At 33.2% G+C, this 15,633-nt stretch carries 17 protein-coding genes; 1 reads left to right on the forward strand and 16 read right to left on the reverse strand.

Annotation, left to right across the window (positions count from 1 at the left end; all coding sequences use genetic code 11):
• Positions 1 to 54: 54 nt before the first annotated feature.
• The 10 genes from recO to BR44_RS02050 form a co-directional block, all read right to left on the reverse strand.
• Positions 55 to 852, reverse strand: a complete 798-nt coding sequence (recO, locus tag BR44_RS02005; protein ID WP_034550171.1) for a DNA repair protein RecO — start codon at positions 850 to 852, stop codon at positions 55 to 57.
• Between the two features lie 105 nt (positions 853 to 957).
• A complete protein-coding gene (gene era / locus BR44_RS02010; protein ID WP_034550173.1) occupies positions 958 to 1,866 on the reverse strand; it encodes a GTPase Era in 909 nt (302 codons plus the stop codon).
• Positions 1,866 to 2,276, reverse strand: coding sequence for a cytidine deaminase (locus BR44_RS02015; RefSeq protein ID WP_034550175.1), 411 nt, complete (start codon positions 2,274 to 2,276; stop codon positions 1,866 to 1,868). Before BR44_RS02015 ends, era begins: the two co-directional genes overlap by 1 nt.
• Before the next feature lie 18 nt (positions 2,277 to 2,294).
• On the reverse strand, positions 2,295 to 2,690 hold the full coding sequence (locus tag BR44_RS02020; protein ID WP_425393556.1) for a diacylglycerol kinase family protein: 396 nt from the start codon (positions 2,688 to 2,690) through the stop codon (positions 2,295 to 2,297).
• Positions 2,674 to 3,150: an rRNA maturation RNase YbeY gene (gene ybeY / locus BR44_RS02025; RefSeq protein WP_034550179.1), complete on the reverse strand. Its 477-nt coding sequence runs from the start codon at positions 3,148 to 3,150 to the stop codon at positions 2,674 to 2,676. Before ybeY ends, BR44_RS02020 begins: the two co-directional genes overlap by 17 nt.
• Before the next feature lie 35 nt (positions 3,151 to 3,185).
• Positions 3,186 to 5,408, reverse strand: a complete 2,223-nt coding sequence (locus BR44_RS02030; protein WP_034550181.1) for an HD family phosphohydrolase — start codon at positions 5,406 to 5,408, stop codon at positions 3,186 to 3,188.
• A gap of 39 nt (positions 5,409 to 5,447) precedes the next feature.
• A complete protein-coding gene (locus BR44_RS02035) occupies positions 5,448 to 6,365 on the reverse strand; it encodes a PhoH family protein (RefSeq protein ID WP_051912702.1) in 918 nt (305 codons plus the stop codon).
• A gap of 317 nt (positions 6,366 to 6,682) precedes the next feature.
• The gene (locus BR44_RS02040) at positions 6,683 to 7,126 is read right to left on the reverse strand and encodes a GatB/YqeY domain-containing protein (protein ID WP_034550185.1); all 444 of its coding nucleotides are present in this window, start codon (positions 7,124 to 7,126) and stop codon (positions 6,683 to 6,685) included.
• Positions 7,127 to 7,161: 35 nt separating this feature from the next.
• The gene (gene rpsU / locus BR44_RS02045) at positions 7,162 to 7,335 is read right to left on the reverse strand and encodes a 30S ribosomal protein S21 (RefSeq protein ID WP_034550187.1); all 174 of its coding nucleotides are present in this window, start codon (positions 7,333 to 7,335) and stop codon (positions 7,162 to 7,164) included.
• Positions 7,336 to 7,541: 206 nt separating this feature from the next.
• Positions 7,542 to 7,967 carry a Fur family transcriptional regulator gene (locus BR44_RS02050; protein ID WP_034550189.1) on the reverse strand — a complete coding sequence of 142 codons (426 nt, stop codon included), beginning with the start codon at positions 7,965 to 7,967 and terminating at the stop codon, positions 7,542 to 7,544.
• A 170-nt stretch (positions 7,968 to 8,137) separates the two neighbouring features.
• Between BR44_RS02050 and BR44_RS02055 the strand changes: the two genes are divergently transcribed.
• A complete protein-coding gene (locus tag BR44_RS02055; protein ID WP_051912464.1) occupies positions 8,138 to 8,983 on the forward strand; it encodes a pyruvate, water dikinase regulatory protein in 846 nt (281 codons plus the stop codon).
• Between the two features lie 183 nt (positions 8,984 to 9,166).
• Here the strand turns inward: BR44_RS02055 and BR44_RS12020 are convergent, their stop codons facing one another.
• From BR44_RS12020 to aspS, 6 genes are all read right to left on the reverse strand, one after another.
• Positions 9,167 to 10,006 carry a TPM domain-containing protein gene (locus tag BR44_RS12020; RefSeq protein WP_051912466.1) on the reverse strand — a complete coding sequence of 280 codons (840 nt, stop codon included), beginning with the start codon at positions 10,004 to 10,006 and terminating at the stop codon, positions 9,167 to 9,169.
• Between the two features lie 49 nt (positions 10,007 to 10,055).
• Complete coding sequence (locus BR44_RS02065; RefSeq protein WP_034550191.1) at positions 10,056 to 10,622, reverse strand: LemA family protein; 567 nt, start codon at positions 10,620 to 10,622, stop codon at positions 10,056 to 10,058.
• Between the two features lie 290 nt (positions 10,623 to 10,912).
• Entirely contained in the window at positions 10,913 to 11,815 is a 903-nt protein-coding gene (locus BR44_RS02070; protein WP_034550193.1) for a deoxyribonuclease IV, read from the reverse strand.
• Between the two features lie 84 nt (positions 11,816 to 11,899).
• A complete protein-coding gene (locus BR44_RS02075) occupies positions 11,900 to 12,652 on the reverse strand; it encodes an RDD family protein (RefSeq protein WP_245592906.1) in 753 nt (250 codons plus the stop codon).
• A 1-nt stretch (position 12,653) separates the two neighbouring features.
• On the reverse strand, positions 12,654 to 13,691 hold the full coding sequence (gene sppA, locus BR44_RS02080) for a signal peptide peptidase SppA (protein ID WP_034550196.1): 1,038 nt from the start codon (positions 13,689 to 13,691) through the stop codon (positions 12,654 to 12,656).
• Between the two features lie 155 nt (positions 13,692 to 13,846).
• Positions 13,847 to 15,616 (reverse strand): aspartate--tRNA ligase, encoded by a 1,770-nt coding sequence (aspS, locus tag BR44_RS02085; protein ID WP_034550198.1) that lies wholly within the window; start codon positions 15,614 to 15,616, stop codon positions 13,847 to 13,849.
• Positions 15,617 to 15,633: the final 17 nt, after the last annotated feature.

Raw genomic sequence — 15,633 nt, forward strand, 5'->3', positions numbered from 1 at the left:
ACTACTATCATATCTCTCTAAAGAAACATTTGTCAATCATTTCTTTTAAAAAAGTCACTCAATTGAATCCGTATGATCTGGCTTTCTATCCAATATTAACTCTCCCCACTGATACATTTGATCAATGAATCGTTTACTTTTTAATTTTATACCAACTGACTCATCGTAAATCATATCTAAAACAACTCTAATTTCTTTTTTCGTTTCATCTTTTACTTTAATTGTTCCTAAATGATCCATCGAAACGATTGAAAATAAACGTAAAAAATAGATAGCACGTTGACTAGCATGATAACGATGCTTGTCTAGGCTCCAATGAGTTTGACAAAGCAATCCACCATAACTTCCAGAATAATCAAATAGACCAGTTGTTTTTCCGCATACTCGACACCCTCGCCATTCAGGAGCAACTCCAAAATAGGGCAAAATTTGAACTTCAAAAATATTCACTAAGATTTCTGGGTCTGTACCATTGTCTATTTCTAAAAGCAACTGTTTTACTTTATGAAACAAAGTTGGATCAGATATACCATCTTCAATAGCTACATCCGTTAGACTTAGTATATAAGTTGCATAAGCATTTAAAAAGATATCCGTATGCAACTGATTAAGATGAGTTAAATCTTTAGCGTCTCGTATAAAACCCAGGCCAGTCTCTTTAATATCTGTAATATAAGTGGCTATCGTGAAAGGAAGTACAGCAGCTTTTAGATTACTGTTTGATTTTCGAGAGCCTTTAATAAAAAACATTCTTTTTCCAAGCCTTGACGTAAAAATTTTAACAAGTCTATCGCTTTCTCGATAATTACGAATAGAGATGACGATACCTTCTGTTTCTTGTAATTCTGACAAGCTACCTACTCCTTTCGTTGATTGCTTTTATATCTTACAAATTAAATAGAAAAGAAAATCCCACTAAAATAAGTGAGATTTTGTCTAATTTGGTCAATAAAAAGATTAATAATCTTCTTTACGGTAACCAAAATCTTGCAAGTTTGTTTGGCGATCACGCCAGTCTTTTTGAACTTTTACCCAAAGATCTAGATAAATTTTGTCTCCTAATAAAACTTCGATATCACGACGAGCGCGGATACCAATATCTTTTAGCATTTTACCGCCTTTTCCAATAATAATCCCTTTTTGACTAGAACGTTCAACAATAATCGCTGCGTGCACTTGAACTTTGCCAAGTTCATTTCTTTGCATGCTTTCAACTACTACTGCAACTGAGTGGGGTACTTCTTCACGGGTCAATTGCAATACTTTTTCACGTATTAATTCCGATACAATGAAATATTCAGGGTGATCCGTTACTTGATCTTCTGGATAAAATTGTGGACCTTCAGGTAAATACTTAAGAATTTCAGAGAGTAAGGTATCCACATTATTTCCTTCAGTAGCTGAAATTGGGATGATTTGTTCGAATTCCATTTGTGTCCGATAATCATCAATAATTTCAAGTAATTTATCAGGATGAATTTCATCAATTTTATTAATCAACAAAAATACAGGAGTCTTTTGTTCTTTTAATTTATCAATAATAAAATTATCGCCAGGACCACGTTTTTCAACCGCACTTACCATAAAAAGAATAACATCTACCCCTCTTAAGCTACTTAATGCAGACTCTACCATGAAATCTCCTAAACGGTGTTTAGGTTTATGAATTCCTGGAGTATCAATGAAGACAATCTGAGAATCATCAGTCGTATAAATTCCTTGGATTTTATTTCTAGTTGTTTGAGCTTTGTCGCTCATAATCGCAATCTTTTGACCAACCACTCTATTTAGTAAAGTTGATTTCCCTACATTTGGACGTCCCACAATGGAAACAAATCCTGATGTGTGTTCTTTTTTATTCTCCATTAAACCATATCCTCCGATTGAAACGCACCAGGTAAAAGTTCTTTTACTGTGGTTTCGTATTTATCTCCGTTTGTATTTGTTAACAGTACCGGCATATCCGGCTCACAAAATTCTACCATAACTTGTCTACATGCGCCACAAGGAGATATGGGCCCATTTGTTTTACCAGTAACAACTAACTGCTTAAATGATTTTTTCCCTTCAGAAACGGCTTTGAAAATAGCCGTACGTTCAGCGCAATTGCTTAATCCATAAGAAGCATTTTCAATATTACAGCCACTGTAAATTATACCATCATCTGTTATAAGTGAGGCACCTACTGGAAAGTTTGAATATGGAACATAAGCATTTTCTAACATCTCTGTAGCTTCTTTTACTAATTGTAGTGTTATCTTTTCATTTTTTTCCATAAATTTAATTCTCCTTTTTTAAATAAATCGTTCTAAAAATTTAGGCAAAATAATAATAGCTGCGGTGATAATTGAAAAAAAAGCGGTAGTTAGAACAGCAGCAGCAGCCATATCTTTAGCCTTTTTAGCTAAAGGATGGTATTGGTTCTTTGTTATTAAATCAACAACATTTTCAATAATAGTGTTTAAGATTTCCATGACTAAAACTAAAAAGATGCTTAATATAATCCAAAGCCATTCATATTTTTGTAATCCTATAAAAAAGGAAATAAGTAATATAACGACTCCTAGAAAAAGATGAATACGCATATTTCGTTCTTCTTGAAATACGGTTTGTATTCCTTTGAATGCGTATTTAAAGGAATCAATGAAGCGTGAGTTTTTACATACAGTCTTATTATCTTTCCAGGCCATAGGCATCCAATATCTCTTTCTGTAAGCCAAACATTTCTTTTTCTTCATCTGGCTCCATATGATCATACCCATTTAAATGCAAAAATCCATGAAGAGAAAGAAAACCAAGCTCACGATCAAGCGTATGTCCATACTCACTTGCCTGTTCTATTGCTTTATCCACTGAGATAACAATATCACCGATATTTCTAGGTACTGTTCCTTCAAAACCTGCTAAATCTAATATAAAATCATCCTTAACCTCATCTTCAAGTGCAAAACTGATAACATCCGTTGGTATATCTTTAAACCGAAATTCTCGATTGATCTCTTTTATTTTTTCATTGTCAACAAATAAAATAGACATTTCAGTCTCTTCTTCTAAGTGAATGTAATCACCAGAGAACTCTAAGATAGATTGAATCATTTCTTTTTGTTCTGCAGTTATTTTGTTTGTTTCATCAAATAAATCTATTTCCATACTTTGAGATCCCTCCTAAATGCAATGAAAAAATTTTATGCATTATTTTTGTTTGTGTCTTTTTCTGATAAACTCGGATACTCAATCCTCGAATGAAACGTACCGTTTAGTCCTTCACAAATAGATTGTTCTACTATTTTGAGTTCTTTAATAGAAATTGAGCATTCATCGAACTGTCCATCGGTCATTCGATCGTTAACTAATTGATGGATGAAAATTTCAATCGTTTCCTTCGTTGGATTTGTCATCGATCTTACTGCAGCTTCTGCGCTATCAGCTATATTAATGACAGCAGCTTCCTTTGTTTGTGGCTTGGGACCCGGATATCTAAATTCTGCTTCTTGAACCGTTTCGTCTAATTCTTTAGCCTTAATATAAAAGAACTTCATTAACGTTGTTCCATGATGTTGAGCACATATATCTATTATCGATTGTGGCATTTTTGCCTCTTTTAATATTTTTACCCCTTCGCTAACGTGTCCAAAAATAATATCTCTACTTTCAAATGGTGTTAGCAAATTATGAGGATTTTCCATTCCTGAAGATAGATTTTCTACGAAGAAAAGAGAATGCCTCAATTTACCAACATCATGGTAATAGCAAGCAACCCTTGCAAATAAAGAATCACCACCAATAGATCCTACAGCATTAGCACTTAAATTAGCAACCATGAGGCTATGATGATATGTACCTGGAGTTTTTGTAACAAGCTCTTTTAATAAAGAATTAGTAGGATTCTCTAATTTCATTAAAGTTAACACCGCATTGTCTGCAAACAATAATTCAATATAGGGTGAAAATAGGATAGCTAAGAAATATGAAAGAAGTCCACTACCCAAAGCAAATAAAATAATCAATAGTGACTCTCTAGATAAAAATGGTAAGTTTAAATAGAGAATAAGAGAACTAATAAATAAAGCATTGAAAAAAGAAATCCACATAAATGTATTCAAAAATTGATTGATGATCCTTTTCTTTGTAATCATTGTTCCCATCATACCACTAAATAAATAGAATAAAGTGAACATAATGATACTATTCGTACCTGTGTTTTCTCTGAATAAAAACACTGAAAATGCAACTAGAAAACCATTTGCAACTATGCCATATCGCCTTGAGCTAAATGTAGTCAATAAAATTGGAGCTAAGGCGGCCGGGTATAACAAGTTGATATTTGCTAAGCCTGATTGTTGCATCAACGATAGGCCTTTTAAGACCATTAATGTGCTAGTCATAATTAATGTATACAACGTTAATTCTTGCCCTTTCTTTAATAGAGAATCTTTTTTTGTTTTTCCTAAATAAAACAAAACCAATGCTTGTGATAATAAGATTAAAAATAAACTATAAAAAAGATGATAGGAAGACGTATTATCTAATAAACCAAGTAATTTAATTTGGTTCATAACGTTGCTATCGATAACATGTCCCTCTTGTACAATCACCTGTCCTTGTAAAATTAAAGCTGGTTGGACAGAAATCTTAGCACTTTCACGTTGTTTTTCTGTAACTTGTTCATTATAAACATTGTTTTCAACTAAAGAATTGTCTAAAATCAAACCGGCTACACGCTTTTGGTCAGCTTTGAACTCCCAATAATCTAAACTAGCAATAGCTTCTTGCTTTTTTTTGCTAAGTTCATCAACTCTGATAGGTATTGACATAGCCTCAGAAAGGGTTTTTGTGGTAGCTTTCTCAATCTGGTTCACGATTACTTCAGTTGCCCCAAGCAGTTCAAGAATGGACCATTCTGGCAACGAGGAAACAAATTCTTTTGTTTCTTCATCATTATTTATTAACTTAGTATTAAAAAGAACAAGTTTTTCATTGGGTGTTAATTTTTTTATATTGGCATTTGATGTCGTACTTTCTTCTTTTGAATTAGAATTTGTTTTACTCGTTGCTTCCTTTAGTTTTTCTTGAAACTGTTCTTCTGCCAATTTGTTCGCTTCTTTAACAGTAGCAAACAACAAATGAATTTTTTCAGTTTGTATATCATTCAAGTCGGCGTTATAAGAATAGACCGGAGCAACATTATTAGCTGCTATTTGTCGATTATCTATTGTTTTTTCTAAGTCTTCCACTGTCGACTGAGCACGAATAGTTTCATCAGCAACTTGGTAAAGCTTGATGTCTAATTCTCTTGGTTTCACACTACTGAACATGATAAAAAAAAGTACAGTAGAAAACAATAGTAACAAAATAGGAATATACATTTTCCCCATTTTATTTTGTATAGCAGTCAAACGTCTACGCATTTATTCACATCCTAACTACAATCAATCACGACTTGTTTATTAACTAGGTTTCTTTTTTTCATCATATGCTTCTATGATACTTGCAACAACAGGATGTCTTACAACATCCTTCGAATCGAAATAAACAAAATCGATATTAGTTACATGACGAAGAATAGTTTCAGCATGGATTAACCCACTTGTGGCTCCTTTTGGCAAATCAATCTGAGTAACGTCCCCATTAATAACCATTTGCGATCCGAACCCTAGACGTGTCAAAAACATTTTCATTTGCGAAACGGTTGTATTCTGTGCTTCATCCAAAATAACGAAAGCATCTTCCAATGTACGACCACGCATATAGGCAAGAGGAGCAATCTCTATTACACCACGTTCCATTAGACGGTTGGTGTGCTCTAATCCAAAAAGGTTGTACAACGCATCATAAATAGGTCTCAGATAAGGATCAACCTTTTCTTTTAAATCTCCTGGTAAAAACCCTAAATGTTCTCCCGCTTCAACGGCAGGTCGAGTTAAAATAATTTTTTTGACATCTCCATTTTTTAAAGCATTGATAGCCATGACAACTGCCAAATAAGTTTTGCCTGTTCCAGCAGGACCAATACCGAAAGTAACCGCATGATTATTAATTGATTTAACATAACGTCGTTGACCGAAGTTTTTTGCTCGTATTGAGATTCCTTCAAAATTTTTACCTATTTCTTTATCATACATACTTATAAAATAATCTAATGTACCATCTTGCGCCATTTTGATAGCTGTTACAACATCAGGTTCGCTAATCGAAATACCTCGATTAATCAATTCTTGTAATTTATTTAATATATTTTCAATAGTGTGACCTAATTGTTCAGGGCCAACAACTTCTATTTTATTCCCACGACTATTAATTGCAACATTCAACGTATCTTCAACTAATTTTAAGTTTCTGTCTTGTACTCCAAATAATGCATTCATATCTTCTGTTTTATTTAATTCAAAGTCATAAGTTTCACCTGTTTTACTAGACAAACATTCGACACCCTCTCTTATTCTACTTCTTTTCTTATGCGATTAATTTAAGTAATTTATCTCGAATTTCAATAGGTACTATCGGATATATTATTATTTTACCACAAGTATGTTATTAATTTGTGGATTTGATTCTTTATATAAATATTTTCATATGAAAATATTTATATTATGTAATTGATGAAGTGTTTTATAGGCTGTTTTATAGTTTAAAAGTGAAAATAAAAAAGTAAAGGAATGGTCCTTTACTTTTTTATTAATATTTAATTTAATTGATCTTTAACTAGGCGATTAATCACATTGCCATCCGCTTTGCCTTTTGTTATCGGCATAACGACACCCATAACTTTACCAAAATCTTTCATTGATGTAGCATTAACTTCAGAAACAGCATTTGAGATTATCACTTGTAATTCTTCTTCAGAAAGCTGTTGAGGTAAATATTTTCCAACGAGTTTGATTGCATTTTGCGTTTGCTCAACCAAGTCTTCTCTATTAGCTTTTTCAAACTCAATTAAAGATTCACGTCGTTGTTTCATTTCGCGAGAAAGAAGTGTTAATTCTTCATCCTCACTCAATTCATTACCTGTTTTAATTTTTTCGTTTTGAAACGCTGCTTTTAGCATACGTAAAACAGCTAAAGTATTTTTATCTTTAGCTTTCATAGCAGTTTTGATATCATCGTTTATGGTTGTTAGAAGTGACAAGACTTTCTCACCCTCAATTCCTATGCGTTATCTGATTAGAACTTACGTTTTCTAGCCGCCTCAGATTTCTTCTTACGTTTCACACTTGGTTTTTCGTAGAATTCGCGTTTACGGGCTTCTTGCAAAGTACCAGTTTTTGAAACGGTGCGTTTGAAGCGACGAAGAGCATCATCAAGAGATTCATTTTTCTTAATAACTGTTTTTGACATAGTAAATTCCCTCCCTCCGTGCTTGTAAAAGTAACCGTTATTTGTTTATACCCTTATCTTTTTGTACAAACTAAGAACTGTCCTTCCTTATTATATCGAATGTATTTTTTTACGTCAACAACGTATTTGCTTTTTGTTTAAAAAAAACAGAAAAATAGCATTAAACCCGCTTTATTTAGACACTAAGTTTTATTAGAGTTAGGTTATTAGTTGTTTTTTGCTGCACATTCTTTGCATTTACCAAATATTTCGAAGCGATGTGACTCAATTTCACATCCATTTAGTTGCTCTTCAAAAAAATTCATTGGACACATTTTGATATTTTTTGTCATACCGCAATTTGTACAAATAAAATGATGATGATGTCCTTGGTGCATACACCCAAAACGGAACATTTTTTCTCCGTTTAATTCAGTTTCTTCTAAGACATCTAATCTTACAAAAGTATATAAATTACGATAAATAGTATCATAACTTATTGTAGGATAAATTTCTTTTAATAATAAATGAACTTCTTTTGCAGGTAAATAACGATCCTCATTAACGAAAATCGATAACATTTGCTCACGTTTATCTGTATATTTATAACCATTTTTTTTCAAAATTCCAATGGCTTTTTCAACTGCAGTCATTTTTTAAAGCATCTCCCCTGATTCATTCCTTCTATCTATTATAACCTATCTTTATTCTATTAAGCAAGAAGCCTATTTTATTGACTTCTGCCTTCTTTTATTACAAAAAATCAGTTATAATTAGAAAATAACCATTTAGATGGACAGTTTTTTAATGGCATCTATTAGAAATGAGGGATAACATATTGGAAAAACAAAAGAAGATTAACCTATATATTATTTCAGATTCTGTTGGCGGAACAGCCAATAAATTAGGACAAGCAGCAATGGCTCAATTTCCGGGTGTCGATGCAAATGTATCTGCCTATCCATTTATTAGAGGGGAAGATACACTTTATTCCATACTCGAGAAGGCTAGTAAAGATAACGCCTTAGTTATTCACACGTTAATTTCATCTACACTAACTAGTTTAATTGTTTCTTATTGTCAGGGCCATGATTTATTTTGTTTTGATGTTTTAAATCCTGTTGTCAAAGAAATTGAACAACGTACGAATACTAAGCCTTTAGAAGAACCCGGTGTATTGCACCAATTGAACGATAATTATTTTGACCGCATTAGCGCAATTGAATTTGCTGTAAAATACGATGATGGCAGAGATCCAAAAGGCTTTTTAGAAGCGGATATTGTATTATTAGGAATATCTCGTACTTCTAAAACACCGTTAAGCATGTTCTTAGCTAATCAGAATTATAAAGTTGCAAATCTACCCTTAGTTCCTGAAGCTCATATCCCAGACACGTTATGGAAAGTTAATCCTAAGAAAATTGTTGGGTTAACAAATGATCGCCGTGTACTAAACTCCATCAGACGTGAACGTATGATTGCTTATGGATTAAACCCAGAAACAGGTTATTCAAAAATTGACCGTATCGATGAAGAATTAGCCTTTGCTACAAAATTATATGATGAACTCAATTGTTTAGTAATTAATGTAGCAACGAAATCAATTGAAGAGACTGCTGCTATTATTATTAATACATTGCAATTAGATTCAAAAAAAAGAACATTTTAATTAGTCAACTTTTTAATAGAGTCTATAGCATAAAAAAAGAATTGGGACATAAAGCGTTTAGACTCGAATCCCTTCACGAATAGCGCTCGATGGACGTTAGTTTTTTTGAGCACGTCTAAAATGAAATTTGGGATAAATGAAGAGGCTGGGACATAATGTCCTAGCCTCTTTGTTCACTTATTACTAAAATCCACGACTAGAACCGCCGCCGCCAGAGCTACCGCCACCGCCAAAACCACCGCCGCCTCCGAAACCGCCGCCGCCAAATCCGCCACCTCGGCCACCTCGACCGCCTCGGTTTCCTGCAGACATACCGATTAGAAATGGCAATATACTAGAACGACGACCACCTGAACCGCCGCCACCGCCGCCGGAAAAGAAACTACTTACAAGAAAAAAGATAATTAAAATAATAAAAACTGTGGAAATCCCACCATCATTTCCATCATCATAAGCCGTTTCGTCGACTTCATAACCCGAAAATACAACTTCATTATCAAACATGTATTCTTTATTTACTTTAACCGCAGTCTCAGTGAAGATGTTTTTTAATGCTGTATCAAAATTGTTGTTTTTTAAATCTTCTATATTGCGATCTAAGATAGCTCCCGTTCCACTATCAGTCAAAGCACCTTCTAATCCATAGCCAACTTCGAATCTAATTTCGCGTTCTGATTCACTCATCAGTATTAAGACACCATTATCTAATTCACTACCACCAATACCCCATTGTTTAAACAATTTTTCACTGTAGTTTTCTATGCTATCACCGTCAAGAGTATCAATCGTTGCTACGACAATTTGTGGTTTTTCTTTTGTATCTTCATAATGCTTATTTACATCAATAATAAATTTCTCCGTTTCCGGTGAGAGCATATCCGCTTCATCAGAAACATAAAAATTTTTAGATGGTTCCGGGTAATCAGAAGTCGCCATTACTTTTAAGGGATTAAAGTAAAGAAAAGTTAAACTGAATGCGACTAGAAAGTAAATAATTTTATTACTCTTCTTGTCTATTTTCACATATTTTCCTCCTCTAAATAAATTGTACGATTGAATAAAATAAACTAGTTTATTCAAAATTCACTTCTGGAGCAGTTTCAGCACCTTCTACAGCTTTAAAGTATGGTTTCTCTTCAAAACCAGTTGCGTTTGCAATAATAGATCCTGGAAAACGTTTAACTTTATTGTTGTAGCCTTGAACAGCGTCATTGTAACGTTGTCTTTCCACTGCTACACGGTTTTCTGTCCCAGCTAATTCATCCATTAAAGCTGTAACATTTTGGTTCGATTTTAATTCAGGGTAATTTTCAACCACCACTAACAATCGAGACAAAGCTGAAGTCATCTCATTATTGGCATCAATTTTTTCTTCAACAGAACCAGCACCACTTAATTTAGATCGTGCATCTGCAATATTTCCAAACACAGTTTGTTCTTGCGTCATTGCACCTTTGACTGAGTTAACAAGGTTTGGAATCAAATCATTTCGTCTTTGCAATTGTGATTCGACTTGAGACCAAGCAACATCAACATTACTCTCTTCTTGTATTAACCCATTATATGAACTGATAAATGGTACTATTAAGATTAACAATGCTATTACAACACCAATAGCTATTTTCATCCCTTTTTTCATTTAAATTTCCTTCTTTCTATTCTAAATATAGTATTTTTGTATCTCAACTAATTTTAACACAATTTAATCATACTTGAAAAAAGAAAAAAACATATGAGACTTTAGTCGGAAAATTAGATAGATTTTAACGAATAAAAAAGCTGGATTTTCAATAACTAATGCCTTCCAATCAAATCTAATTATGCCATAAATTAGATTTGATTGAAAAAAAGAACCAAGAACATTAGAAAACTAGCATTCTTGGTTCTAATTCATATATGGTTATTTAATTTTTATTGCTTTTACCTTTCTTAATATTCTTTTTGATTTAGTATATCCTCTAATAGATTAGGATTAAATATCTGGGTTCTCAACATCTTGATTTCATGACCATAAGGTGCTAGTTTGTTTTTTTTGTCTTCTCCAACAAAAGGAGTTTCTAAAATTTTTGGTAATGTTTTTAGTTTGGGATGATGTACTACAGCGTTCAAAGCATCAAATCCTATTGTTCCAAAACCAATATTAGCATGGCGGTCTTTATGACTACCCTGTGGATTTTTTGAATCGTTAACATGGATGACTTTTAACTTCTCTAACCCAATAATATCATCAAATTCCTGTAAAACACCATCAAAATCATTCTTAACATCGTAACCTGCATCATTAATATGGCAAGTATCCATTGTAACTGACAGTTTTTCATTCATTGTGACGCCAGAAATAATTTCTGCTAATTCTTCAAAAGAACGACCTATTTCTGTGCCTTTTCCAGCCATTGTTTCTAAGGCAATCTGTGCCAATTGATCTTTATGCAGTACCTCATTTAAACCTTTAATAATTTGTTTAATCGCTGCTGAGGCTCCTTCTCCAACATGAGCTCCAGGGTGCATAGTAATTTGTCTAGCACCTAATGCTTCAGCACGCACTATCTCAGCTTTTAAAAATTCAATACCAAAAGAAAAATTCTCAGGTTTTAATGTATTACCCAAATTAATAATATAAGGGGCATGGACAACCATATCGGACAACCCATGCTCTTTCATATATGCCGTACCTGCTTCAATGTTCATATCTTCTATCGGTTTTCTTTTCGTATTTTGTGGCGCTCCGGTATAAATCATAAAGGTACTCGAATTATAACTCGCCGCATCTTCTGCTGAACCTAACAACATTTTCTTGCCATTCATTGATACATGTGATCCTAACAATACCATATTATCTAATCTCCAATCTTTTTTTAAAACTCGTATCCATTGTAAGACAGTTTGTTCAAAAGGACAAATTAAAAAAACTGTTGTCTATTGTAAATGGAGGGAATGTTCAGATTTATACCAGTCAATCGCACTAACAGTTTTTTCTAAAACGACTGAGGTATCAGTAAGTAAATCAACGACGTGTTGATTTCTTTTTGTAAAAAGAATCGATAAGTATAAAATACTTACTGTTTTTAAAATAAATCTACCAAAGCCTTCTCTAATAATTACTGTTAACCAACTTAATTTTTCTTCTTTAAAAGATACGACTCTAAGTCCAAAAATCATTTTCCCAATTGTCTGTCCATTAGTTAGTTTTGTAATTAGAATAAAATACAATAAAAATAGACCTAATTGACTAATTGAAAACAAGGAAAAAAATTCAGTTCTCATTGGTGTTTTAGTTATTATAAAATAAGAACTGACAATTAATCGATTCAAGCTTTCAATAACTAGTAAGTCAATGAGATAGGCAAATAACCTAAACCAGAAACCTCCGTAAAAATAAGAAGGATAAAAATTAAATGGAGTTTTTTCAACTTGTTGCTGCTTTTGTTGTTCTTGCCAATAAAGTCTACGTTCATTTCTTAATTCTTCAGGAGTACGTACTTTTATTTCCTTTTCTATTTCTTCTTCGTTATCCAGCTGTTCTACCTGTTTTCCATTTTCTTTGTCTAGTTGAATTAAACGCTTTTTTCGGTTACTATCCTCTTCTTCTTTTGCTAAAAATTGTTTTAATTCACTTAAATCTAATTCTTTTGTTGTACCTTTTTCGGTTGATTTAAAATTATTATCCACTCTATTCACCTCCATATAGGTACATCATTCTTGGAGATTGAGCGTCACTAAGTTGCTTTGTTAATTCTGTAACTACTTTTTCTGATCCATTTTTTTGAGAGACAAACTGACTTACTTTAGAAGTCAGGAGAGATTTAAAAGATAATGAACCAGTTGAGTACTGAAAAACTTCTGCATCTTCAATTTGATTGTCTTTTTTGAGTGCTTCTAAAGCATCTTCTTGGTAACCAATTTGATCAATCAATCCATTTTTTTTTGCTTGTACTCCATCAAAAATTCTTCCATCAGAAATAGCTTTAACTTCATTTATGTCTATATTTCTACCTTTAGTTACAACCTGAATAAAACGATTGTACGAATCGTCAACTAGGCCTTGTAAAATAAGTTGCTCTTCATCTGTCATTTTTTTACTTGCAGATCCAATGTCTTTGAATTGACCACTTTTTATGGTTGTGTCTTCAATACCTATCTTTTCATATAGTTCACTTAGGTTTAAACTACTCATAATCACACCAATTGATCCAGTTAACGTTTCTTTGGATGCGAAGATTTTATCTGCAGAAGCCGCAATATAATAGCCCCCACTAGCAGCAACATTCCCCATTGAAACGTATATTGGAATTTTTGTAACTTTTTGCAACTCGTCTATTTTATCTTTTATTTGAGCACTTTCATATGTACCGCCTCCAGGAGAATTAATGGCTAGCAATACACCTTTAACAGAATTATCTGTTTTTATTGCTTCTAACTGTTCCATGAAAAATTGATGATTGTATCCTGATGTATCGAACAAAGTGGAAGCTTGATCTGCTAAAATAGCTCCGTTAATCTCAAGGAGTGCAATACGTTCACTTTGATTTCCTTTAAGTACGACTGTTTCACTTAGTACTTGTTGTCCTAATAATGTATTGGCCGTCTCCATTACTGCATTATCTGAATTGCCTGTTGGATTAATTTTTAAAGTTAAATCATTAATAATAAAAGATAGTACAAAAAGTCCTATTGCTATAGCAACAGCAGTCCATCTCTTCGTTGTCATTATTTTTCCCCCTTTTAATTCTCTATCTTTAATTTTACAACAATCGTAATTTATTTCAAGTAACTATTTAATAAAAATAAGCATTAAGAACCTCCTTAAAAAGTTTCTTAATGCTTATTATAAATCATTAATGAAAAGTACATCTCATATGTGATTTATTCTTCTGTTTTAAGTGTTTTTATAGACAAGTCAGTTAATTGCTCATTACTCACTAAACTTGGAGCTTTTGTCAATGGATCAACTGCTTTACCATTTTTTGGGAATGCGATAACTTCACGAATATTTTCTTCGCCAGCTAATAACATTGCAAATCGGTCCAGTCCTAATGCGATTCCGCCATGAGGTGGGAATCCATATTCTAATGCTTCTAACAAGAAACCAAATTGAGCGTTTGCCTCCTCTTTTGTAAAACCTAGCGCTGAAAACATCTTTTCTTGAATTTCACGAGAATGAATTCTTAACGAACCACCACCTAGCTCATAGCCATTTAAAACAATATCATAAGCTTGTGCTTGAACTTTTTCTGGTGCAGTTCCCAATAATTCAACGTCTTCTTCTCTGGGCATTGTAAAAGGATGATGGGCAGCACTGTAACGGTTAGCTTCCTCGTCATATTCTAATAAAGGCCAATCAACAATCCAAAGGAATGCAAATACAGAACGATCAATCAAATCCAATTCTTTAGCTAGTTTAGAACGTAGTGCACCTAGTGCATCCGCTACTACCGATTTTTTATCAGCAACGAATAGCAACAAATCACCTGGTTCTGCTTCTAATCGTTTAATCAATTCTTGAGGATTTTCTTTAAAGAACTTAGCGATAGGACCTTTGAGTTCCTTTTCTTCTACTTTTAACCAAGCTAAGCCTTTAGCGCCGTAGATAGAAACAAATTCTCCTAAAGCCTCGATATTTTTTCGAGAAAATTTATCAGCTGCTCCTTTAACATTAATCGCTTTAACTTCACCACCGTTAGAGATTGCACCACTAAATACTTTAAAATCTGAATCTTCGACTAAATCACTGATTTGAATTAGTTCTAAACCAAAACGGACATCAGGTTTATCGCTACCAAAACGGTTTATCGCTTCATCGTAGCTCAATTGAGGAAAAGGTCTTGGTATATCAATGTTTTTTGTGTCTTTCATAACCTTAACTAACATTTCTTCGGTAAAACTCTGAATGTCTTCTGCTTTCAAAAAGCTTGTTTCAATATCAATCTGAGTAAATTCTGGTTGACGATCTCCACGTAAATCTTCATCTCTAAAACAACGAACGATTTGATAATAACGATCGAAACCTGCACCCATTAACAATTGTTTGAACAATTGAGGAGACTGTGGCAATGCGTAAAAATGACCGGGATGAACACGTGAGGGAACTAAATAATCACGAGCACCTTCAGGAGTTGATTTAGTTAAATAAGGTGTTTCTATATCAATAAATTCATTATTGTCTAAATAATTACGAACAGATTTTGTCATTTTATGTCGCAACATGAAGTTTTTAGTCATTTCTGGCCGTCTTAAATCTAAGTAGCGATATTCTAGTCTTTTGTCATCAGAAACAGCTACTCCATCTTCAATATAAAAAGGAGTTGTTTTAGACTCATTTAAGACTTTTATCTCTTCAACTTCTACTTCTAATTCTCCAGTAGCGATGTTTCTATTGATAACATTTTCATCACGTGCTACCACTTTCCCTTTTATTTCTAGTACATATTCACTACGTACATTTTCAGCAATAGTCAATGCTTCTTTAGAAAAAATAGGATTAAAGACAACTTGAATAATCCCTTCGCGATCTCGTAAATCAATAAATATTAAATCACCTAAGTCGCGTCTTTTTTGAACCCAGCCTTTTAGAGTTACTGTATGGCCTAATAAATCTTTTGTAATTCTTCCGCAATATTCGGTCCGTTCTGCCATTTTTTCCAACTCCTATT

Origin of the sequence: Carnobacterium funditum DSM 5970 (assembly GCF_000744185.1) — a bacterium.
Taxonomy (GTDB): Bacteria; Bacillota; Bacilli; order Lactobacillales; family Carnobacteriaceae; genus Carnobacterium_A; species Carnobacterium_A funditum.

What these genes read in the sequence shown, in the direction of transcription:
- era (WP_034550173.1), bottom strand. Translation starts at nt 1,866, where the DNA reads ATGGAGAATAAAAAAGAACACACATCAGGATTTGTTTCCATTGTGGGA.
- BR44_RS02015 (WP_034550175.1), bottom strand. Translation starts at nt 2,276, where the DNA reads ATGGAAAAAAATGAAAAGATAACACTACAATTAGTAAAAGAAGCTACA.
- BR44_RS02020 (WP_425393556.1), bottom strand. Translation starts at nt 2,690, where the DNA reads ATGGCCTGGAAAGATAATAAGACTGTATGTAAAAACTCACGCTTCATT.
- ybeY (WP_034550179.1), bottom strand. Translation starts at nt 3,150, where the DNA reads ATGGAAATAGATTTATTTGATGAAACAAACAAAATAACTGCAGAACAA.
- BR44_RS02030 (WP_034550181.1), bottom strand. Translation starts at nt 5,408, where the DNA reads ATGCGTAGACGTTTGACTGCTATACAAAATAAAATGGGGAAAATGTAT.
- BR44_RS02035 (WP_051912702.1), bottom strand. Translation starts at nt 6,365, where the DNA reads ATGAATGCATTATTTGGAGTACAAGACAGAAACTTAAAATTAGTTGAA.
- rpsU (WP_034550187.1), bottom strand. Translation starts at nt 7,335, where the DNA reads ATGTCAAAAACAGTTATTAAGAAAAATGAATCTCTTGATGATGCTCTT.
- BR44_RS02050 (WP_034550189.1), bottom strand. Translation starts at nt 7,967, where the DNA reads ATGACTGCAGTTGAAAAAGCCATTGGAATTTTGAAAAAAAATGGTTAT.
- BR44_RS02055 (WP_051912464.1), top strand. Translation starts at nt 8,138, where the DNA reads ATGAGGGATAACATATTGGAAAAACAAAAGAAGATTAACCTATATATT.
- BR44_RS02065 (WP_034550191.1), bottom strand. Translation starts at nt 10,622, where the DNA reads ATGAAAAAAGGGATGAAAATAGCTATTGGTGTTGTAATAGCATTGTTA.
- BR44_RS02070 (WP_034550193.1), bottom strand. Translation starts at nt 11,815, where the DNA reads ATGGTATTGTTAGGATCACATGTATCAATGAATGGCAAGAAAATGTTG.
- sppA (WP_034550196.1), bottom strand. Translation starts at nt 13,691, where the DNA reads ATGACAACGAAGAGATGGACTGCTGTTGCTATAGCAATAGGACTTTTT.
- aspS (WP_034550198.1), bottom strand. Translation starts at nt 15,616, where the DNA reads ATGGCAGAACGGACCGAATATTGCGGAAGAATTACAAAAGATTTATTA.